The 19,683-nt window shown below is 27.6% G+C and carries 21 protein-coding genes, 3 tRNA genes and 1 other RNA gene; 10 read left to right on the forward strand and 15 right to left on the reverse strand.

All coding sequences use genetic code 11. The features are described from left to right. Nucleotide 1: 1 nt before the first annotated feature. The 3 genes from BPLAN_RS00480 to mutY all read right to left on the reverse strand — a co-directional run bounded on the left by BPLAN_RS00480 (nt 2) and on the right by mutY (nt 3,103). Nucleotides 2–643 (reverse strand): hypothetical protein, encoded by a 642-nt coding sequence (locus tag BPLAN_RS00480; RefSeq protein WP_012821256.1) that lies wholly within the window; start codon nt 641–643, stop codon nt 2–4. A gap of 73 nt (nt 644–716) precedes the next feature. Continuing rightward, nucleotides 717–2,021 carry a gliding motility-associated protein GldE gene (gldE, locus tag BPLAN_RS00485; RefSeq protein ID WP_041178296.1) on the reverse strand — a complete coding sequence of 435 codons (1,305 nt, stop codon included), beginning with the start codon at nt 2,019–2,021 and terminating at the stop codon, nt 717–719. Nucleotides 2,022–2,047: 26 nt separating this feature from the next. Beyond that, a complete protein-coding gene (gene mutY / locus BPLAN_RS00490) occupies nt 2,048–3,103 on the reverse strand; it encodes an A/G-specific adenine glycosylase (protein WP_012821258.1) in 1,056 nt (351 codons plus the stop codon). 85 nt (nt 3,104–3,188) lie between these two features. Here mutY and BPLAN_RS00495 point away from each other — a divergent pair, with 85 nt between their 5' ends. From BPLAN_RS00495 to BPLAN_RS00505, 3 genes are all read left to right on the forward strand, one after another. After that, the gene (locus BPLAN_RS00495; RefSeq protein ID WP_012821259.1) at nt 3,189–3,482 is read left to right on the forward strand and encodes an HU family DNA-binding protein; all 294 of its coding nucleotides are present in this window, start codon (nt 3,189–3,191) and stop codon (nt 3,480–3,482) included. Between the two features lie 184 nt (nt 3,483–3,666). After that, nucleotides 3,667–5,190, forward strand: coding sequence for an Rne/Rng family ribonuclease (locus tag BPLAN_RS00500; protein ID WP_012821261.1), 1,524 nt, complete (start codon nt 3,667–3,669; stop codon nt 5,188–5,190). Nucleotides 5,191–5,208: 18 nt separating this feature from the next. Then, nucleotides 5,209–5,291: transfer RNA gene (locus BPLAN_RS00505), tRNA-Leu, on the forward strand. A 57-nt stretch (nt 5,292–5,348) separates the two neighbouring features. Here BPLAN_RS00505 and BPLAN_RS00510 read toward each other — a convergent pair. Both BPLAN_RS00510 and fabD read right to left on the reverse strand, forming a co-directional pair. Next, nucleotides 5,349–6,323: a GYDIA family GHMP kinase gene (locus tag BPLAN_RS00510; RefSeq protein WP_012821262.1), complete on the reverse strand. Its 975-nt coding sequence runs from the start codon at nt 6,321–6,323 to the stop codon at nt 5,349–5,351. A gap of 4 nt (nt 6,324–6,327) precedes the next feature. Then, nucleotides 6,328–7,191 (reverse strand): ACP S-malonyltransferase, encoded by an 864-nt coding sequence (gene fabD, locus BPLAN_RS00515; protein ID WP_012821263.1) that lies wholly within the window; start codon nt 7,189–7,191, stop codon nt 6,328–6,330. Nucleotides 7,192–7,237: 46 nt separating this feature from the next. Between fabD and BPLAN_RS00520 the strand changes: the two genes are divergently transcribed. Then, a complete protein-coding gene (locus tag BPLAN_RS00520) occupies nt 7,238–8,005 on the forward strand; it encodes a TatD family hydrolase (RefSeq protein ID WP_012821264.1) in 768 nt (255 codons plus the stop codon). Here BPLAN_RS00520 and fumC read toward each other — a convergent pair. Next, nucleotides 8,002–9,387 carry a class II fumarate hydratase gene (gene fumC / locus BPLAN_RS00525; protein ID WP_012821265.1) on the reverse strand — a complete coding sequence of 462 codons (1,386 nt, stop codon included), beginning with the start codon at nt 9,385–9,387 and terminating at the stop codon, nt 8,002–8,004. The two genes, BPLAN_RS00520 and fumC, sit on opposite strands and share 4 nt — an antisense overlap. A gap of 208 nt (nt 9,388–9,595) precedes the next feature. Here fumC and BPLAN_RS00530 point away from each other — a divergent pair, with 208 nt between their 5' ends. After that, entirely contained in the window at nt 9,596–9,910 is a 315-nt protein-coding gene (locus BPLAN_RS00530) for a septum formation initiator family protein (RefSeq protein ID WP_238523120.1), read from the forward strand. Here the strand turns inward: BPLAN_RS00530 and mnmG are convergent. Next, nucleotides 9,907–11,781: a tRNA uridine-5-carboxymethylaminomethyl(34) synthesis enzyme MnmG gene (gene mnmG / locus BPLAN_RS00535; RefSeq protein WP_012821267.1), complete on the reverse strand. Its 1,875-nt coding sequence runs from the start codon at nt 11,779–11,781 to the stop codon at nt 9,907–9,909. The genes BPLAN_RS00530 and mnmG overlap by 4 nt on opposite strands. An 8-nt stretch (nt 11,782–11,789) precedes the next feature. Beyond that, a complete protein-coding gene (gene ybeY / locus BPLAN_RS00540; RefSeq protein ID WP_012821268.1) occupies nt 11,790–12,203 on the reverse strand; it encodes an rRNA maturation RNase YbeY in 414 nt (137 codons plus the stop codon). 48 nt (nt 12,204–12,251) lie between these two features. Here ybeY and BPLAN_RS00545 point away from each other — a divergent pair, with 48 nt between their 5' ends. Continuing rightward, entirely contained in the window at nt 12,252–12,953 is a 702-nt protein-coding gene (locus BPLAN_RS00545; protein ID WP_012821269.1) for a phosphatidylcholine/phosphatidylserine synthase, read from the forward strand. Nucleotides 12,954–12,956: 3 nt separating this feature from the next. Continuing rightward, nucleotides 12,957–13,724, forward strand: coding sequence for a 3'-5' exonuclease (locus tag BPLAN_RS00550; protein ID WP_012821270.1), 768 nt, complete (start codon nt 12,957–12,959; stop codon nt 13,722–13,724). Here BPLAN_RS00550 and htpG read toward each other — a convergent pair whose 3' ends face one another. The 5 genes from htpG to rpmB all read right to left on the reverse strand — a co-directional run bounded on the left by htpG (nt 13,725) and on the right by rpmB (nt 17,197). Next, nucleotides 13,725–15,563 carry a molecular chaperone HtpG gene (htpG, locus tag BPLAN_RS00555; protein ID WP_012821271.1) on the reverse strand — a complete coding sequence of 613 codons (1,839 nt, stop codon included), beginning with the start codon at nt 15,561–15,563 and terminating at the stop codon, nt 13,725–13,727. Nucleotides 15,564–15,645: 82 nt separating this feature from the next. Further along, nucleotides 15,646–16,608, reverse strand: a complete 963-nt coding sequence (ftsY, locus tag BPLAN_RS00560; protein WP_012821272.1) for a signal recognition particle-docking protein FtsY — start codon at nt 16,606–16,608, stop codon at nt 15,646–15,648. A gap of 18 nt (nt 16,609–16,626) precedes the next feature. Further along, nucleotides 16,627–16,785 carry a DUF4295 family protein gene (locus BPLAN_RS03195; RefSeq protein ID WP_012821273.1) on the reverse strand — a complete coding sequence of 53 codons (159 nt, stop codon included), beginning with the start codon at nt 16,783–16,785 and terminating at the stop codon, nt 16,627–16,629. A gap of 2 nt (nt 16,786–16,787) precedes the next feature. Continuing rightward, the gene (gene rpmG / locus BPLAN_RS00565) at nt 16,788–16,970 is read right to left on the reverse strand and encodes a 50S ribosomal protein L33 (protein WP_012821274.1); all 183 of its coding nucleotides are present in this window, start codon (nt 16,968–16,970) and stop codon (nt 16,788–16,790) included. Further along, nucleotides 16,970–17,197 (reverse strand): 50S ribosomal protein L28, encoded by a 228-nt coding sequence (gene rpmB / locus BPLAN_RS00570; protein ID WP_012821275.1) that lies wholly within the window; start codon nt 17,195–17,197, stop codon nt 16,970–16,972. The genes rpmG and rpmB overlap by 1 nt, the downstream gene beginning before the upstream one ends. A gap of 103 nt (nt 17,198–17,300) precedes the next feature. Between rpmB and BPLAN_RS00575 the strand changes: the two genes are divergently transcribed. The 3 genes from BPLAN_RS00575 (at nt 17,301) to BPLAN_RS00580 (ending at nt 18,403) form a co-directional block, all read left to right on the forward strand. After that, nucleotides 17,301–18,017, forward strand: coding sequence for a YebC/PmpR family DNA-binding transcriptional regulator (locus BPLAN_RS00575; RefSeq protein WP_012821276.1), 717 nt, complete (start codon nt 17,301–17,303; stop codon nt 18,015–18,017). Next, nucleotides 18,017–18,310: RNase P RNA component class A (rnpB, locus tag BPLAN_RS03180), an RNA gene on the forward strand. The genes BPLAN_RS00575 and rnpB overlap by 1 nt, the downstream gene beginning before the upstream one ends. Before the next feature lie 8 nt (nt 18,311–18,318). Further along, a tRNA-Ser gene (locus tag BPLAN_RS00580) sits at nt 18,319–18,403 on the forward strand. A gap of 17 nt (nt 18,404–18,420) precedes the next feature. On the opposite strand, the gene BPLAN_RS00585 is transcribed toward BPLAN_RS00580, so the two are convergent. Together BPLAN_RS00585 and BPLAN_RS00590 are read right to left on the reverse strand one after the other, a co-directional pair. After that, nucleotides 18,421–19,557 (reverse strand): DNA recombination protein RmuC, encoded by a 1,137-nt coding sequence (locus BPLAN_RS00585; RefSeq protein ID WP_041178298.1) that lies wholly within the window; start codon nt 19,555–19,557, stop codon nt 18,421–18,423. A gap of 41 nt (nt 19,558–19,598) precedes the next feature. Beyond that, a tRNA-Met gene (locus tag BPLAN_RS00590) sits at nt 19,599–19,671 on the reverse strand. Between the last annotated feature and the right edge of the window lie 12 nt (nt 19,672–19,683).

Genomic DNA, 19,683 nt, shown 5'->3' on the forward strand with positions numbered 1-19,683 from the left:
TTTACAATTTATTTTCAATAAACATGAGATATTTCTCTACATTTTTTTGATGCAGAAAAGTAGGATATTTTTTTTCAATTTTTTTAAGAAAAAATTTAGAATTTTTGTATTTTTTCATAGAAAAAGTTAATAATGCCGCTTTGTAATAATAAAGAGGCGTAGTGATTTCATTTTCTCTTATATTAGCTGCTTTAACGTAATTTTTTAAAGCCTCATTTTTATTTCTAATCTGAGCAAAGGCATCTCCTATCATTCCATATTTGATAGAGGATAAAAATTCATCTTTTGCAGAAAAATTTCTCATCATTTTTATAGATTCTTTATAGTTTCCTAATTTATAAAAACAAATTCCAGCATAAAATTTAGAAATATTACCTGCCTTAGTAAAAGGATACTTAGTAACAATTCCATAAAATCCTAGATAAGGAATTTTTAATTTTTTTTTATTTAAAGCTTTATCTATAGCTCCCTGAGAAAGATATTTTTGTGCATAGTTTAATTCTTCCAGAGCTTTTTCCTCGGATAGAGATAAAAAAAATTTTTTATAAAAGAAACAGCTTCCTGTTGTTATAACAATTATACTCAAAAAAAAAACCATAATTTTTTTCTTTTTTAAAAAAAGACAAAGATTAAAATTTTTCATAAGGATAACAGGATTTTTTTTTCATTTTAAAGAAAATTGACTAAATTTTTTCCTAAAATATACATAAAATCATTTAGTTTTTTTTTCGTATTACTTCTATACTCTTTATTCTTTTATGATCTATGCTTCTTATAATGAAAGAATAGTTCAAAAAATTAATTTTTTGTTTCCGTTTTGGAAATTCTTTATTTATTTCCATAAGAAACCCTCCCAAAGTATCTGCATCTCCTTTTTTTTTTTCGAAAAATACTTCCTCTTTTATTCCCATAATACGATAAAAATTGATCAGAGAAGTTTTTCCATCAAATAAATAATTATTCTGATTTAGTTTGGAATAAGACATGTCTTCTTCATCAAATTCATCTACAATATCTCCTACTATCTCCTCAATAACATCTTCAAGAGTAATTAATCCACAAGTTCCTCCGTATTCATCTACCACAATGGCTAAATGGATTTTTCTTTTTTTAAAATCACTTAAAAGATCATCTATTTTTTTGTTTTCTGGAACAAAAAAAGGAGGATGAATCAGTTTAATCCATTGAAATTCTTTTTCATGAATAAATGGAAGAAGATCTTTAGCAAAAAGCACTCCTTCTATATCATCAATACTGTCTTTATAAATAGGAATTCTGGAATATCCCTGATAACGAACTAATTCTAAAACATGAGAAAAAAGAGTATTACTGTTCAAAGCAAACATATCTATTCTTGGAGTCATGATTTGATGTATTTCTGTATTTCCAAAATTCACAATTCTTTGCAAAAAGAGACATTCTTTAACATTTTTTTGATGAGAAGATGCAATTTTTAAAGCTTTTGAAAGTTGATCCACAGATATTCTATTCTTTTTCTTTCTCATCTTTTTTTCTATAAGTTTAGAAATTAGGATCATAATTTTACTAAAAGGATCTAGGATTTTTCCAAGAAACATCAAGGTTTTTGACATGAAGAGAGCAAAATGAAAATTATTTTTTCGAGCATATATTTTTGGAATTATTTCTCCAAATAAAAGTAAAATAAAAGTTAAAAAGACCACTTCTAAAAGAAAATTTATAGGAATTGAAAAACTTTTTTTCAAAAATTTTGTTATTAAATATGAGCTTAATATAACAATTCCTATATTAGAAAAATTATTGGATATCAGTATTGTAGCTAAAAGTTTTTTTCTATTCTTAAGAACATTTAACACTCTATCTCCTCTAGATGGATTTTTTTTTCTTTCTCTATCAATAGTTTTTTTTTCAAGACAAAAAAAAGCAGTTTCTGATCCAGATATAAGTGCAGAAAATAATAGTAAGATTATTATTAACAAAAAATAAAGAAATATTTGTAGAGTGCTTTCTAAAAAAATGCTCGTCGAAAATTCTTTTTCCAAGAGATTTAATTTTGATGATAACAAAACTAAATCATTTTTTCATGTTTTAAAAACAAGGTAATTGGACGAGGAAAAGGGTATTCAACAATTTTTTCGTATGGAATGAAAAAAAAATTATCAAAGTATTTTTCTTTTTGAACATTTTGTATGGTTCTACAATTTAAAAATTGAATGGATAAAGTCTGATGAGTTAACTTATGTATTACTTGATAAATAATAGAATCAGAAATTATCCTAAACCTCGTCCAAATCTTATCTTTTATTTCGCTAATGGAAAGATTTTTTTCTGATTCTATTAACGGAAAATCATACAACCCTTTCCATATGTCTTGGTTATTTCTTTTCTGAATACAGAGATGGTTCTTTTTATCCCATATAAAAACATAATAAAAAAATCTATGCAAAACAGATTTTTTTATTATGTTTTTAACAGGAAGATCATAGACTGTTCCATTTTTCAATGAAAAACAAGAAGATTTTACTGGACAGGAGAAACATTTAGCTTTCCTTGGAGTGCATAAAGTAGAACCTAAATCCATGACAGCTTGATTGAAAATGCCTGGATCATTATGATCCATTATTTTTAAAATGAAAAATCTAAATATATTTTTTGCTCTAAAAGATGTGATATTATGGTAAATTCCTAGATATCTAGAAAATACTCTATAAGCATTTCCATCCAAAGCAGGAATCACTTCATCGAAACATATAGAAGCTACAGCTGCCCCTGTATATGGACCTATTCCTTTATATTTGATTAATTCTTTATATGTTTTTGGAAAAAATCCACTTGGTTTTTCTTTTACCAATTGTTTAGCAAACAAATGTAAATAGCGAGCTCTTGTATAATAACCTAATCCTTCCCATTCTTTCAACACTTCTTTTTCTTCTGCATAGGCTAATTTTTCTAGATTTGGAAATTTTTTTACAAAATCTAAATAATATTTTAGAGTTTTTGATACTCTTGTTTGTTGCAACATAAATTCCGAAACTAATACATAATATGGATTTTTAGTCTCCCTCCAAGGAAGTTTTCGATAATTATTTTTATACCAGTTTATTATTTTTTTAGAAAAATTCATATCTATGTTAATTTTAGAGCAATTTTATAAAAAATTGGTATATTTAGGAAACCGAATTTTGTTATTCGATATATAATGATTAAACATGACAAAAGCAGATATAATAACAGAAATCATATCAGAAACGGGATCTGAGAGAATTGACACGCAAAAGGTGATAGAAACGTTTATGAAAAAAATAAAACAAAGCCTAACATCTGGAGAAAATGTTTATTTACGAGGATTTGGATCCTTTATTATTAAATACAGAGCGAAAAAACTTGGACGTCATATATCCAAAGATATGTCTATTGTCATTCCCGCGCATAATATACCAGCATTTAAACCTGCAAAAGCATTTACTGAGTTAGTTAAAAAAAACGTTCCTATTAAAAAATAATATGTAGGTGATACACAACGATTTAAAATTATGCCCAACGGAAAAAAAAGAAAAAGACGTAAAATTTCTACCCATAAAAGAAAAAAAAGAAATAGGAAAAATAGACATAAGAAAAAAAAATAAAAATTATTATCAAAAGTTCATCTTTTATAATTTTTAAAACTTTTTTTCCTTGTTTTTGTGTATGAATAAAGAGTTAGTTATAAATGCAGAAGAACAAGAAGTAAAAATAGCCCTTTTAGAAGAAGGGAAATTGCTAGAACTTCATCGAGAAGTTTTCAATAAAAAGTTCTCTGTAGGGGATATATATTTGGGTGTAGTAAAAAAAATTTCATATGGATTAAATGCGGCTATCATTGATATAGGATATTCCAAAGGAGCTTTTTTGCATTATAATGATCTTGGATTTCAAATAGAAAAAATGTTAAGTCTGATAACTCAAAAAAAAAATTCTTTTTTTCTCAAAAAAGAAGATAGGAGTTCTATAGAAAAAATTTTATATCCTGGACAAAAAATTTTGGTTCAAATTTCGAAAGAATCCATTTCCAATAAAGGACCAAAATTAACTGCAAAATTATGTATTCCTGGAAGAAATTTAGTATTAATTCCTTTTTCAGAAAAGATTTCTATTTCTAAGAAAATTAAAAACACGAAAGAAAAAAGTCGATTAATTTCTTGTATAAAGAAAATACAACCAAAAGAATTTGGAATTATTATTCGAACGGCGGCTTATTCCAAAAAAGAACAAGTTTTTAAAAAAGAACTATTCTTTTTAAGAAAAAAATGGAAAAATATATTAAGTAATATAATCAAAATACCTCCAATTAGGGTTTTAAGCGAAAGTAGTAAAACTTCTTGTTTATTAAGAGATACATTCAATGATGATTTTAAATCTATTTATTGTAATAATAGGTTTCTTTGCCAGGAAATTCATTCTTATTTATCTTTAATAGCCCCAGAAAAAACCAGCATTATTAAACATTATAGAGGAGATATTCCCATATTTGAAAAATATGGGATTGAAAAACAGATACAAACTTCTTTGGGGAAAAATGTTCCTCTTGCAAATGGAGCTTATCTTGTTATTGAACATACTGAAGCTTTACATGTTATAGATGTAAATAGTGGGATGATTAATCACATTAAAAAAAATTGTACAGAATCAGAAAGAATAGATACTATATTAAAAGTCAATCTTTTAGCTGCAACTGAAATTGCTAGACAATTGAGATTAAGGGATATGGGAGGAATAATTGTAGTAGATTTTATAGATATGTCTGAGCCCTATCAAAGAAAAAAATTATATGAACATTTGAAAGAAAAAATGAAAAATGATAGAGCCAAACATCAAATTTTACCTCCAAATGAATTTGGTTTAGTTCAATTTACTCGTCATAGAGTAAGACCTGAATTAAAAGCTAATCATCATGATAAAAAACCTCAAGAATCTCCTATAGTTTATATTCATCATTTAGAATTTATTCTAGAAACTCTTGTAAAAGATAAATTTCATAAAGGAATACAATTACATATACATACTTTTGTGGCGGCTTATCTGAAAAAAGGATTTCCTTCTATTCAACATAAATGGCTGTTTAAATATAAAAAATGGATTAAAATTATTCCTAGAGATTCTTTTAAATACACGGAATATAAAATTTTCAATAAAAATAAAGAAGTAGTTTCCTCTTCCTTTAAAAGAAATTAATTTCTTAAATTTATTAATGTGGGCGTGGTGAAATTGGCAGACACGTCAGACTTAGGATCTGATGCCTATCAGGCATAAGGGTTCGAATCCCTTCGCCCGCACATTTTTCCTCCATCCATGGAATGTTTTTTGATCTCTAATAGGTGTCGATCTATCTATTAGACAATCATTTCATCAAATGAAATAAGGGTATAAAATCCTTTTTTTGAAAAATATTTTCTCATTCCATCTCTATAACTGATTAAAACAAAATCACCTCCCCAAGCGCCTAAACTTTTTACCAAACCTAAATAATCTGGAAAATATGTTTCTTTTATAGTAGGGATATCTAATATTTCGGATATAATCTTTTCGTGTTTAAACAAAAGTTCTTCAAATTCTTTTAAAGTTTTACAAAAAGGAATTTTTTGTGTAATAGAAGATATGAAATCCATACTTCTACTAAAGATCTTTAGATCTTTTTTTTTTTTTAGAAAAAATCGGATACTTTCACAAGTATTCTGTTTTTTGTTTAGATATAAAAAAAAAAGTTTTTCTTTAAATGGTGGATTAAAATCTATAGGAATAATATGAGGTCCTTCATTTTTTAATCTTCTAAAAATTATAGGTTTCGAATAATATCCACAAGCAATATCATATCCACTTCCTGGAAAATTTTTTTCTAATAATAAATGAGGTTTTACTCTGGACCATTTTGCTATATTACTGATCAAAGTGGAACTACTTCCTAATCCCCAATTTCTAGGAAATTCTAATTTCGTTTTTACATATATTCCAAATGTATTGGAAAGAAAATTTTTTTGAATTTCTCTAGATTTTAGCAATAAATTTCTTAATCGAAAAGCCGTTTTTTTTTCTGTTTCATAACAGATATCTAAAGAAGGAAGTTGAAAGATTCCCTCAAACCAAAGTTGATCTTTTTCATCAAAACTCTTCCAGTGTAAAAATTTAGAAGATGAAGTAGAAAAACAGAGATAGGTAGGTTTATTTTTATAATAAAATATGGTAAATGATTGTCCTTTAATTGTGGGTAAAGCTAAACCAAAAGCTCCATGCAAAATTAAATACTCTCCTGTTAATAACAATTTTCCATGACTATAATAATAAAAAAAATGTAAATCTTGTAATTTCATATTTTTAATTATTCTTTTTTATAATTTTCTTTATTATTCCTTGTAAAACGTTTCCTGGTCCTACTTCAGTAAATGAAATAGCTCCTTTTTGGATCATATTTTCTACTGATTGTTTCCATTTAACAGGAGAAGTTAATTGTTCGATAATATTTTTTTTTATTTCATCAGAATTACTCACTGATTTAGCGGTTACATTTTGATATATTGGACATTTAGAATCTTTAAAAGTAATTCTTTCTATAAATATTTTTAATTTTTTTTTAGCTGGTTCCATAATAGGAGAATGAAATGCTCCATGAACGGGCAGTTTTAAAATTTTTTTAGCCCCAATTTCTTCTAAAGAACCACAAACTCTTTTCAAAGCTTTTTCTTCTCCGGAAATTACTAATTGTCCAGGACTATTATAATTAGCTGGAACAATAATTCCAGGATCTTTTTTACAAACATTCTCTATTATTTCATCTTCTAACCCAAACACAACTGCCATCCCACCATATATAGATTCACATATTTCTTGCATCAGAGTAGCTCTTTTCTCTACTAATTTTAACCCATCCTCAAAAGAAAATACCTCAATAGCAGCTAAAGCAGAAAATTCTCCAAGAGAATGTCCAGCTACCATATCCGGATAAAAATCATTTAATATTTTTGCTTGTATTACTGAATAGATATAAATAGCCAATTGTGTATATTTAGTTTTTTTTATAATTTTCATAGTAGAACCGTCGAACATGATGTTTGTCATTTTAAATCCCAAAACGTCATCGGACAATTGAAACAATTTTTTTGCTAAACTAGAAGTTTTGTATAAATCTTTTCCCATGCCCAAAAATTGGGATCCTTGACCTGGAAATATATAAGCCTTCATATTCCTAATAAATTTTTAATTTGAACAAAATTAATAACGTTTTATAATGAAAATAACGGATACTCATACTCATTTATACATGAAACAATTTGATGTAGATAGAGATTTAGTCATAAAAAAAGCGATATCTAATGGAATCAATAGGTTCTTTCTTCCTTCTATAGATAGCTCAACTATTCATAGAATATTAAAATTGGAAAAAAAATATCCGAAAAGATGTTTTCCCATGATCGGATTGCATCCAAGTAAAGTACATCCAGAAAGTTTAGAAAAAGAATTAAATAATATAAGAAAATGGTTAGATCTACATTCTTTCATTTCTTTAGGGGAAATTGGGATGGATTTTCACTTAGAAAAAAAATTTATTATGGAACAAAAATATGCTTTTCAAACTCAAATACAATGGGCAAAAATGAAAAATTTACCCATAGTTATTCATTGCAGAAAAGCTTTTGATCAAGTTTTTGAAATTCTAGAAGAATCTTCTCCTACTACAAAAGGTATTTTTCATTGTTTTTCCGGAACTTTAGAACAAGCAAAAAAAATTATTGATTTTGGATTAAAACTAGGCATTGGAGGGATTATCACTTTTAAAAAAAACGATCTCAGTCACTTTTTACATAAAATTAGTTTAAAAAATATCGTATTAGAAACAGATTCTCCATATTTATCTCCCGATCCATTTAGAGGAAAAAGAAACGAACCCATTTATCTAAAAATAATTTTAAAAAAACTTTCTCAAGTTTATTCTATTCCAGAAGAAAAAATAGCTGACATTATTAATATGAATGTACAAGAACTTTTTTTTAATTAAATCATTTTATCCGGTTTTACTAATTTATCAAATTCCTCTATGGTTAAATATCCTAACCTAATAGCCTCTTCTTTTAAAGTAGTATTATTCACATATGCACATCTTGCAATTTTTGCAGATTTTTCGTATCCTATGCTGGTGTTAAGTGCCGTCACTAGCATTAAAGATCTGTCTAGTAGTTCTTGAATCCTTGCATGATTTGGAGTGATTCCTTGAACACAAAGATTGGAAAAAGAAATGCTAGCATCTGACAAGAGCTGTGCAGACTGTAAAAAATTATAAGCCATTAAGGGTTTAGAAACATTTAACTCATAATTTCCTGATGCTCCTGCTATTGAAATAGCCATATCGTTTCCTATTATTTGTGTGCAAACCATCATAAGAGCTTCACATTGTGTCGGGTTTATTTTTCCAGGCATGATAGAAGATCCAGGTTCATTTTCAGGAATAAAAATCTCTCCTATTCCTGAACGAGGTCCAGAAGCTAAAAAACGGATATCGTTTGATATTTTCATTAAAGAAACCGCCATTTGTTTTAGAGAAGCATGAGATTCTACTATGGCATCATGAGAAGCGATAGATTCGAATTTGTTATCTGCCACTTTAAATGGAAGTCCAGTATATTGATAAATATAGTCAATAACTTTAAAATCATATCCTTTAGGTGAATTTAATCCAGTTCCTACAGCTGTTCCTCCAATAGCTAACTCAGAAAGATGATCTAAAGTTTTTTTGATAGAATTTAACCCGTGATTCATTTGAGAAACATAACCGGAAAATTCTTGTCCTAAAGTTATTGGAACAGCATCCATAAGATGAGTTCTTCCTATTTTAACCACATTCTTGAATGAATGACTTTTTTTTTCTAATGTGTTACGCAATTTTTCCAGAGAAGGAATGGTTTTTTCTACAAGTTTTTTATAAGAAGCAATATGCATGGCGGTAGAATAAGTATCATTAGAAGATTGAGACTTATTAACATCATCATTAGGATGTATAAAAGACTTACTTTTTCCAAGTTTTTCCCCCATTAAAACTTTAGATCTATTAGATATCACTTCATTTACATTCATATTAGAATGCGTTCCAGATCCTGTCTGCCATATAACTAAAGGAAATTGATCATCTAATTTTCCTTCTAGAATTTCTTCACAAACCAAAGAAATAAAGTCTTTTTTCTTTTTGGACAAAAAACCTAATTCAAAATTAGCATGTGCAGCCGCTTTTTTTAAAAGAGCAAAAGCGTAAATAATTTCCATAGGCATAGATCCTTCCAATCCGATTTTAAAGTTATTTCTTGATCTTTCTGTTTGTGCTCCCCAATACTTATCCACAGGAACTTGAACTTCTCCCAAAGTATCTCTTTCTGTTCTAAAAATCATTTTTCTATTTTTTTTTACGAAATTAATAAACTTTATATAAAAAAAATTCGAATTTTTATTAAATTTTATCAACTTTGATCATGTATGATAATTAAATTTATAGGATTTTTACTTTTCCTATTCATAGCCATATCTGGATTTTGGTGTGTACTTTTTTTATCTTTTTTTAGCATATACTGGCTTATCAGTGTAGGAATGAACATCATAATTGGAAAAAAGAATCGAAAATAGAATAGCTTTTTATGAAAAAAAAATATTTAAGAGTAAATATTTTTGGATCAGTCTATTTTTCTTTATATGGATGTTTTTTTTTGATACAAATTCTTTAGTATTACACTGGAAATTTAAAAAAAATATAAATAAAATGATCTCAGATAGAGATTCTTTAAAGAGAAAAATCTTTTTGGAAGGAAATCATTTAAAAAAATTAAAGACAGATCCTAAATATCTGGAAAAATTAGCTAGAGAAAGATTCTACATGAAAAAAGAAGATGAGGATTTATTTGTCATAAAAAAAAATTAACGTCCCATATACACTAACAAAATACTTAAATCTGAAGGAGAAACGCCGCTAATTCTTGACGCTTGTGCCAACGAATTTGGACGATGATAAGCTAATTTTTCTCTAGCCTCTAGAGAGAGAGATGGGATTTTTTCATAATCAAAATTTTCGGGAATTTTAAGGTTTTCAAGTTTTAACAATTTTTTTGCATTTTCTTTCTCTCTATCAAGATATCCTCTATATTTAATTCGAATAGATACTTGCTCCAAGATTTCTTGAGAAAAATTATTTTTTTCTATTTTATTTTTTAAGAATGGAATAGAAATAATATCATGGATATCAATTTCAGAACGGGATAAAATAATATCTATTTTTTTTTCATGAGATATGATTGGAGATTTTTTTTCAATCAAAATAGGATTGATAATTTTTGGTTTTAAATTCTCCTTTTGAAAAAAAGAAAGACATTTTTCTACCTTAGATTTTTTTTTATCTACTGCTTTCATTTTTCCATCTGAAATGAGCCCAATTTTATATCCCATATAGGTTAATCTTTCGTCTGCATTATCTTGACGTAATAACATTCTATACTCAGCTCTTGAAGTAAACATTCTGTAGGGTTCTTCTGTTCCTTTTGTTATCAAATCATCTATTAAAACCCCTATATAAGCTTGACTTCTTTTAAGAATAAAAGGTTCCTTTTGATGAATTTTTAAATGAGCATTAATTCCTGCAATTAAACCTTGCGCTGCAGCTTCTTCATATCCTGTTGTTCCATTAATTTGTCCAGCAAAAAAAAGATTACTAATTAATCTACTTTCTAAAGTAAGTTTTAATTGTATAGGAGGAAAATAATCATATTCAATGGCATATCCAGGTCTTAACATTTTTGCTTTTTCAAATCCTGAAATGTTTCTCAAAGCTTGAGATTGTATTTTTTCTGGTAAAGAAGTTGAAAATCCATTTATATAGACTTCTACAGTATTCCAACCTTCTGGTTCTACAAAAATATGGTGTTCTTCTTTATCTGTAAATCTATAAATCTTTTCTTCAATAGAAGGACAATATCGAGGACTGACGCCTTGAATAGATCCTGTAAAAATTGGAGAAAATTTTAAATTTTTACGAATTAAATCATGAACTTTTTTATTGGTACATGTAATATGGCATTTACGTTGTTTCCTTAATTTTATGGTATTTGAAAAAGAGAATTTTTTAGGATTTAAATCTCCTTCTTGAGATCCCATTTTATGGTAGTTTAAAGAACGTCCATCTACTCTTGGAGATGTTCCTGTTTTCATCCTTCCATATCGAAATCCTAAACTTTTTAATTGCTCTGTGATTCCTTTAACTTCTTGTTCCGCTATTCTTCCTCCACTAACGATCTTTTTTCCGATATGAATTTTTCCATTTAAAAATGTTCCATTTGTGAGGATCACCGATTTTCCTTTAATTTTTGTTCCAAAAGAAGTTATAACTCCTTTGACTTTTTCCTTTTTGACAATTAAAGAAGTAACTGTATCTTGATATAGATCTAATTTTTGATTTTTTTCTAGAAAATATCTCCAATTATTAGAAAATAATTTTCTATCACATTGAGCTCTTGGACTCCACATTGCAGGTCCTTTAGATTTATTTAACATTCTAAATTGTATCATACTATAATCTGTAATTATTCCGGAATTTCCTCCTAAAGCATCTATCTCTCTTATAATCTGTCCTTTTGCTATTCCTCCTATAGCTGGATTACAAGACATTTGACCGATGGTTTGTAAATTTGTAGTGATGAGCAAAGTTTTTGATCCCATCTTAGCAGAAGCAGATGCAGCTTCTGCTCCTGCATGACCACCTCCAACTACAATCACATCATAAATATCTGAAAATAAAAACATGATTTTTTTCAAAATTGAAATAAAATTAAATAAAACTCCTCTTTTTTCTTCATGAGTTTCTCATTTATTCGATCCTCATATCCCAAAAAATGCAATATTGCATGTATCATAACTCTTTTTAATTCAACTTGAAAAAGTTGATTCCATTGTTGAGAATTCTCTAAAACACGATCTATGCTAATAAAAACATCTCCAGATATATTAGGAGGAGTAGAAGAATAAGCAAAAGCGATGACATCTGTATAATAATCTTTTTGTAGATATTTTTTATTTAGATTTAAAAGATAATGATCATTACAAAAAATATAATTAATATTTCCAACCTCTTTTCCTTCATTTCTTAATATAAGGTAGATAGTTTGAATAAAAAGAGATCTATTTGTAATAGAAAAATTGGAAATTTCGTAAAAAAAATTAATCATAAAAAAATTTTTTTATTTTTACGACCACAAATCAAGAATTCATATTAAATGGAAAAAATAAAAAATGCCATTCCAAATATCTTTACTTTATTAAATCTCCTTTTTGGATGCATTTCTATAACTTTTTTGCAATCAAAATGTTTTGAATATTCTGCTATTTGCACCATATTTTCATTGACCTTTGATTTTCTAGATGGATTTCTTTCTAGATTCATGAAAAATGAAAGTAAATTAGGTAAAGAATTAGACTCTTTAGCAGATATGATATCTTTCGGTTTAGTCCCATCGATTATCGTTTTTATTCTCTTGAAAAATATAGAAGGAAGCCAAAAAGTTCCATTCATTGAATGGTCAGCTTTTCTAATTGCCATATTTTCTGCATGGCGTTTAGCGGAATTTAATATACACAACTCTTTTAGAAAAAATTTTGGATTAACTACTCCAGTAAATGCTTTGTTTTTTACTTTTTTATCTATTCTAAAAAGTAGAAATATAGATTTTCTTGTATCATCTCCTATAAAAATGCTTTTTACGATTTTCTTTTCTTGTTACTTTCTTATATCTAAAATAACAATGCTTTCCTTGGTTTTTAAAGGTCTTTCTTGGAAAAAAAATAAAATACGTTATTTATTTTTATTGATTAGTATATTTCTTTTATTAATTTTACACTTAATAGCGTTACCATGCATTATCATTTTTTACATTATCACTTCAATTTATTTTCATAGATTTAGAAAAAATTCACATTAACACATGAAACTACGACTTTATCGTCCTATTTGCTTCTTCGATATAGAAGCCACAGGAGTCAATATTGGAAAAGATAGAATCATAGAAATATCTATATTGAAAATATTTCCCAATGGAAATCAGGAAGATAAAACCTGGCTGATTTTCCCGGAAATTCCTATTCCACCAAAATCTACAGCTATTCATGGAATTAAAGATGAAGATGTCGCAGGACAATTACCATTTAAAGATGTAGCCATTCATATTTTTAGAATGATTGAAAATGCTGACTTAGCGGGATATAATTCTAATAGATTTGATATTCCTATTTTAGTGGAAGAAATGCTACGTGCTGGGATATCTTTCGATATCAAGAAACATAAAACAATAGATGTTCAAGTCATTTTTCATAAAATGGAACCTAGAACTCTTTCCGCTGCTTATAAATATTATTGTAAAAAAAACCTGATAAAAGCTCATAGTTCCAAAGCAGATACATTTGCTACATACGAAATATTGCTGGCACAATTAGAAAAATATCAAGATCTAAAACAAGATGTAAAAAGTTTAAACCAGTTTTCCCACCAAAAAAATTTAGCGGACCTTGCTGGTTTTGTAAAGATAGATGAAGAAGGAAACGAAATATTTAATTTTGGAAAATATAAAGGAGAAAAAGTTTATGAAATTTTCGAAAAAGATCCAAATTATTATGGTTGGATACAGAATTCTGATTTTCCATTATATACAAAAAAAATATTAACAGGTGTAAAATTGCGGAAATTTAATAAATAATTATTTAGCAAGATCTTCTAATTTTTTTGAAATAAAAAGAGTTAAATTTTTTCCCTGCAACAAATTTTTGGATAAAAGAGTTAAATTGAAGGCCTCTTGAATAAGAATTCTTTTATTCTCTTCTTTTGGTTCCTTTAATATTTTTTTTATTAAAAGATGATTTGTGTTAACAATTAATTGATAAAATTTCTCTTGATCATTTTCCACAATTTTTCTTCCTAGAGAATTCATCTCTTTCATTCTTCGTAAAAATTCTGGGATGATAATTAAAAAAGGAGAGTCCTTCTTTGATAAATTTTCCAATTTTACGGAAAATTTATATTCATTCATTAAATGAGTGTTGATAAGATTTTTTAAATCTTCTTTCTCTTTTTCCGAAAGTTCGGAAGAATACTTTTCCTCTTTGTGAATTAATTTATCAATAGGAGATGAATCTATACGAACAAAAGAAATATTTGGATAATCCATTTCCAGTTTTTGGATCAAATGGACTGTAAGTGGACTATTCAAAACTAAAACTTCATAAGATCTATCTTCCGCATCTTTAATATAACTATATTGTCTTTCTTTATCTGAAGTATAGAGAAAAACAATTTTTCCATCTTTGTTCTTTTGAGAGTTTTTTATTTTTTCTTTGAATTCTTCCAAAGTAAAAAACATCCCATTTATAGTAGAAAAAATAAAGAAATTTTTTGCTTTTTCAAAAAATTTTTTTGTGCTAATCATTCCATATTCTACGATGATTTTGATATATTTCCACTTCTTTTGGAAATTTTCCCTATCTTTTCTAAACATAGAATCTAATTTATCCGATACCTTTCTTGTAATATATTTTGATATATTTTTTACAGATGTATCTGATTGAAAATGAGAACGTGATACATTAAGAGGAATGTCTGGAGAATCAATAACACCTTTTAATAAACTGAGAAAATCTGGAACTACTCCCTCTAAGTTATCCGTAATATAAACTTGATTTTTGTATAGATGGATTCTATCTCTCTGAAAATCAAGTTTACTTTCTATTTTTGGAAAATATAAAATTCCTGTTAAACGAAAAGGATGATCGATATTTAAATGAATCCAAAATAAAGCATTTTCTAATTGATTTGGATATAATTCATGATAGAAGTCTAGATAGTCTTTATCCCTTAAAAGGGGAGGATGTTTTTTCCAAGCAGGAGTAGTATTATTAATGGATATCTCTTCCTCTTTTTCTGTTGAAGACAGATAGATAATTATAGGCATAAATTTACAATATTTTTGAAGCAATTTTAAAATACGATCGTATTCTAAAAATTCTCTGCTTTCTTCATTAAGAAAAAGAACTATTTCCGTTCCTCTATCTCTTTTTTCTATTTCCTTCATCCTAAATGTTGGAGTACCTTCGCAAGACCAAAAGATAGAAGGTGAATCTTTTTTATAAGATTGAGTGTAAATAACTACCTTACTAGCTATCATAAAAGAAGAATAAAAACCTAATCCAAAATGTCCAATAATAGAAGATGCAGAATTTTTTTCTTGATATTTTTGAATGAATTCTTCCGCACCAGAAAAAGCTATTTGATTAATATATTTTTCTACTTCTTTTTTCGTCATTCCAATTCCATTATCAATGATATGAATGGTTTTATTTTTTTTATCAATTTTTACTTTGATTTTTAAATCGTCAATCCTTTCTTCTATTTTTCCTAATTTTGCTATAGTTTTTAATTTAAGAATAGCATCCGTTGCGTTGGATACTAATTCTCTTAAAAAAACTTCTTGATCTGAATAAAGAAATCTTTTAATGATAGGAAAAATATTATCTGAAGTAACACTAATTTTATCCTTTTCCATAAAAATTCGAGATGTTTTATGCAAATAAAAGAAAAATCACAAAGATTATACCATTTTTAATAAAAAAGACATTATGTCAGTCCTATATTTGTATTTGTGGAAGAAAAAAAGAATCAATAAACTTTTTTCCATTAAATTCTTTTAAATCTTGTATTTTTTCTCCTACTCCAATATATTGAATAGGAACTTGAAACTGATCCATGATCCCTATAACCACTCCACCTTTAGCTGTTCCTTCTAGTTTAGTTAATATGATGGAAGAAACTTTTACAAAAGAAATAAATTTTTTGACTTGTTCAAAAGCATTTTGTCCCGTAGAAGCATCCAAAACAAGCATAATTTCATGAGGAGCTTTAGATATAACTTTTTTCATTACTCTACTTATTTTAGCAAGTTCTTCCATAAGACCAATGCGATTTTGCAATCTACCAGCTGTATCAATCAATACCACATCCACCTTTCTAGATTGAGCAGATTGTAAAGTATCGTATGCTACAGACGCTGGATCCGCATACATATGTTGTTTTATTAGTGGGACATTAACTGTATTTGACCATATTTCAAGTTGATTTATAGCTGCTTCACGAAATGTATCCGCGGCACCTATAATTAAATTAAATCCTTTTTTTTTTAGAAAAAAAGCCAATTTTCCAATTGTAGTAGTTTTTCCAACTCCATTTACTCCGACCATCATAATTACGTATGGTTTTCTTTCTTCTTTTATTTTTTGTTCTAAACACTCATTTTTAATATTCTTAAACAGGAATTCAATTTCCTCTTTAAGAAGTTTATATAATTTTTGAATCTCTCCCCCCCTATACTTTTCCTTTTGAATTTTTTTTTCAAGATTATTAATAATCTTTATGGTAGTTTCTGTTCCTATATCTGAAGATAACAAGATTTCTTCTATATGATCAATAAAATCTGTATCTAATTTTGATTTTCTAAAAAAAAGACTCTTTATTCTAGAAAAGAAGGATTCTCTAGTTTTTTTCAATTCACGATCAAATGTTTCTTTCGTTTCCTTGTTTTTTAGAAAAAACATGACATCTGTGAGTTAAAATTAGTCATTTTTTTTAAAAAAATTCTTAACCTCGTTATCAGTTAACATTTTATCTTCAAAAGCATAAGAACCAGATTTTTTTGATTTAATTATTCTAATAGCTAAAATCATTTTTTGGGAAATTTTTTTCTTTTTCTTTTCTGCAATTTTTTTAGACATATTTATTTAATTTCTTTATGAAGAGTATATTTTCTCAGTATAGAATTATATTTCTTTAATTCTATTCTTTTAGGAGTATTTTTTTTATTTTTAGTAGTCACATATCTAGAAATCCCACCAATTCCACTTTTTTTCTGTTCAGTACATTCCAAGATGATTTGAATCCGATTTCCTTTTTTTCCCATTAATATTTATATTTGAAACGTTTTAATGCTTTTTCGATTCCTATTTTATTAATAAGTTTAATAGCAGAAGTACAAATTTTTAAAGTGATCCATTTTTTTTCTTTTGTTAAAAAAAAACGTTTTTTACATAGATTTATGTTGAAACGACGTTTATTTTTGTTATTAGCATGAGATACTCTATTCCCGATCATAGCTCTCTTTCCTGTAAGTTCACAAACTTTTGACATAATTATTTTTTTTACTAACTTTAATCTCTTTATTTAGCTAATAATGCTAATATAGATAAAATATATCTATTTTTTCAAAAAAATCACCATCTAATTATTTTCCATGTCAGGACACAGCAAATGGGCTAATATACAACATAGAAAATCTAATCAAGATTTTAGAAAATCTAAAAAGTTTTCTAAAATCATTAAAGAAATTTCTATTGCAGTTAAAGAATCAGGTTCAGATAAAACTTCGTTTCGTTTAAGAAATGCTCTACTCAATGCAAAATCCGTTAATATTCCTAAAAATACTATAGAAAGAGCTATACAAAAAGCTTCACAAGCTAATACGAATCATTTTAAAAATTTAAATTTAGAAGGAAAAATTTACGGAATTAGCATGATTATAGAATGTATGACAGATAATAACATTAGAACTACTTCTGACATAAGAATTTTTTTTAACAAAAAAGGAGGAAGATTATGTCATAACGGAGAATTGGTTCATTTGTTTAATCGCATAGGAGTTTTTTCAATAAGAAAAAAAGATGTACCTAACTCTATGGAAGATTTTGAACTTATGGTTATAGATTTCGGAGCAAAGGATCTTATAAAAGATGAAAAAATGGTTTATATATACACAGATTTTGAATATTTTGGAACCATGAAAAATCATTTAGAAAGATTGAATATTTTCCATCAATCGATAGTAAAACGTATAGCAAAACACCCAAAATATATTTCAGAAAAGGAAGAGGAAAGAATATTAAATTTCATGAAAAAGCTTGAAAAACATGAGGATGTAAGAAATATTTATTCTAATATAGTAAAAACATGAAAGTAAGATGTCCTATCGCATTTTTTTTTGAAAAAATGAGGAAAGTCCGGACACCATAGAGCAGTACAATGGGTAATTCCCATCCACCAAAAGGTGAGGAATAGTGCAACAGAAAGAAAGTACAGGAAAGCTGTAGTGAAATCATGTAAACTCTGTACGGTGAAATGCCATGTATACCGGATAATTTGCTCGGTTTGTACCGGGGGGTCGGCAGATAGAGATAGTGGGGAACTACCATCCTAGATAAATGATAGGTATAAAAACAGAATCCGGCTTATAGTCTTGCTTTCATGTTATTTATGGAGAGATGGCCGAGAGGATTAAGGCGCACGTTTGGAAAGCGTGTTCACAAAAAAGTGTCAAGGGTTCGAATCCCTTTCTCTCCGCAGCAGTTTTTTCTATATCAAGAGTTCTCTATATCTCTTAATTGTTTTTCAATTAAGTTTTTTCTTACTCCCATTACCATATCTATGTCTTTGGAAGCAGCTTGTAATTTATCTTGTGCTTGATGAAGCAAAAATCCAAATTTTGTAAACTCCTTTTTTACAGTTTCTAGAATATTCCATACTTCAGAACTTCTTTTTTGAATAGCTAATGTTCGAAAACCTATTTGCAAACTATTTAACATAGCGGCTAATGTAGATGGTCCTGCAATTACTATTTTGTACTTTCTTTGCAATTCTTCTAATAAACTTGAATTTCTTACAATCTCTGCATATATGCCTTCAAAAGGCAAAAAAAGAATAGCAAAATCAGTAGTATGTGGAGGATCTATGTATTTTTCCTTAATGTCTTTGGACATTTTTTTAAGAACAGATTCCATATTTTTTTTAGCCATTTCTAACTTTTTCTTTTCTCCGAGACTATAGGCAATTTGTATTTTTTCATAAGTTTCCTTTGGAAATTTTACATCAATTGGTAACCAGATAATATTTCCATCTCCAAGTCCTGGAAGTTTAATAGCAAATTCTACTACACAATTCGTACTAGATTTAGTAATGACATTGCAAGCATATTGTTCTGGAGCCAAAATTTGTTGTAAAAGCATAGAAAGTTGCATTTCACTGAAACTTCCACAAACCTTCACATGATTTAAAGTTCTTTTTAATGCATTCACATCTTGTGCTAAAATTTTCATATCTCCCAATCCATTCTGTAAGAATAACAATTGATTTCCAATAAATTCAAAAGATTTTCCCAAATGTAAGTTCAAGGATTTTTGAAGTTTCTCATTCACACTTTCTCTAATCTCTTCTAGTTTTTTTTCTGTTATTCTAACTAATTTTTCTTGTTCTATATGAATAACATTTAATTTATGAGATTGGTTTTCAAAAGAAAGATTCATTTTTTCCTCAATAGAATTTTTAAAATCTCTTATTGATTGCATCAAACCCTCTTTGAGATCTTTCAAAGTGTTTGCTAACTCACTTCGCTGATCTTTTGATTCCTCCCTTAAAAGGATTTCCAGTTTTCTAAAAAAACAAAGGAAAAAAACTACAAAACACAATAATAAAATTCCTAATGGATAGTAGATTACCATAAAATAATCCAAAGAATTTTTTTTTTGAAGAAGCAAAGAAATAGCGGGAATAGGACTCGAACCTATGACCTTCGGGTTATGAGCCCGACGAGCTACCAACTGCTCCATCCCGCGAATTCCATAATA

The sequence above is a fragment of the Blattabacterium sp. (Periplaneta americana) str. BPLAN genome, assembly GCF_000093165.1.
Classification (GTDB): Bacteria; Bacteroidota; Bacteroidia; order Flavobacteriales; family Blattabacteriaceae; genus Blattabacterium.

Excerpts from the sequence above, each read along its gene's own strand:
- BPLAN_RS00480 (WP_012821256.1), bottom strand. The coding sequence starts at position 643 with ATGAAAAATTTTAATCTTTGTCTTTTTTTAAAAAAGAAAAAAATTATG.
- mutY (WP_012821258.1), bottom strand. The coding sequence starts at position 3,103 with ATGAATTTTTCTAAAAAAATAATAAACTGGTATAAAAATAATTATCGA.
- BPLAN_RS00495 (WP_012821259.1), top strand. The coding sequence starts at position 3,189 with ATGACAAAAGCAGATATAATAACAGAAATCATATCAGAAACGGGATCT.
- BPLAN_RS00500 (WP_012821261.1), top strand. The coding sequence starts at position 3,667 with ATGAATAAAGAGTTAGTTATAAATGCAGAAGAACAAGAAGTAAAAATA.
- BPLAN_RS00510 (WP_012821262.1), bottom strand. The coding sequence starts at position 6,323 with ATGAAATTACAAGATTTACATTTTTTTTATTATTATAGTCATGGAAAA.
- fabD (WP_012821263.1), bottom strand. The coding sequence starts at position 7,191 with ATGAAGGCTTATATATTTCCAGGTCAAGGATCCCAATTTTTGGGCATG.
- BPLAN_RS00520 (WP_012821264.1), top strand. The coding sequence starts at position 7,238 with ATGAAAATAACGGATACTCATACTCATTTATACATGAAACAATTTGAT.
- fumC (WP_012821265.1), bottom strand. The coding sequence starts at position 9,387 with ATGATTTTTAGAACAGAAAGAGATACTTTGGGAGAAGTTCAAGTTCCT.
- mnmG (WP_012821267.1), bottom strand. The coding sequence starts at position 11,781 with ATGTTTTTATTTTCAGATATTTATGATGTGATTGTAGTTGGAGGTGGT.
- ybeY (WP_012821268.1), bottom strand. The coding sequence starts at position 12,203 with ATGATTAATTTTTTTTACGAAATTTCCAATTTTTCTATTACAAATAGA.
- BPLAN_RS00545 (WP_012821269.1), top strand. The coding sequence starts at position 12,252 with ATGGAAAAAATAAAAAATGCCATTCCAAATATCTTTACTTTATTAAAT.
- BPLAN_RS00550 (WP_012821270.1), top strand. The coding sequence starts at position 12,957 with ATGAAACTACGACTTTATCGTCCTATTTGCTTCTTCGATATAGAAGCC.
- htpG (WP_012821271.1), bottom strand. The coding sequence starts at position 15,563 with ATGGAAAAGGATAAAATTAGTGTTACTTCAGATAATATTTTTCCTATC.
- ftsY (WP_012821272.1), bottom strand. The coding sequence starts at position 16,608 with ATGTTTTTTCTAAAAAACAAGGAAACGAAAGAAACATTTGATCGTGAA.
- BPLAN_RS03195 (WP_012821273.1), bottom strand. The coding sequence starts at position 16,785 with ATGTCTAAAAAAATTGCAGAAAAGAAAAAGAAAAAAATTTCCCAAAAA.
- rpmG (WP_012821274.1), bottom strand. The coding sequence starts at position 16,970 with ATGGGAAAAAAAGGAAATCGGATTCAAATCATCTTGGAATGTACTGAA.
- rpmB (WP_012821275.1), bottom strand. The coding sequence starts at position 17,197 with ATGTCAAAAGTTTGTGAACTTACAGGAAAGAGAGCTATGATCGGGAAT.
- BPLAN_RS00575 (WP_012821276.1), top strand. The coding sequence starts at position 17,301 with ATGTCAGGACACAGCAAATGGGCTAATATACAACATAGAAAATCTAAT.
- BPLAN_RS00585 (WP_041178298.1), bottom strand. The coding sequence starts at position 19,557 with ATGGTAATCTACTATCCATTAGGAATTTTATTATTGTGTTTTGTAGTT.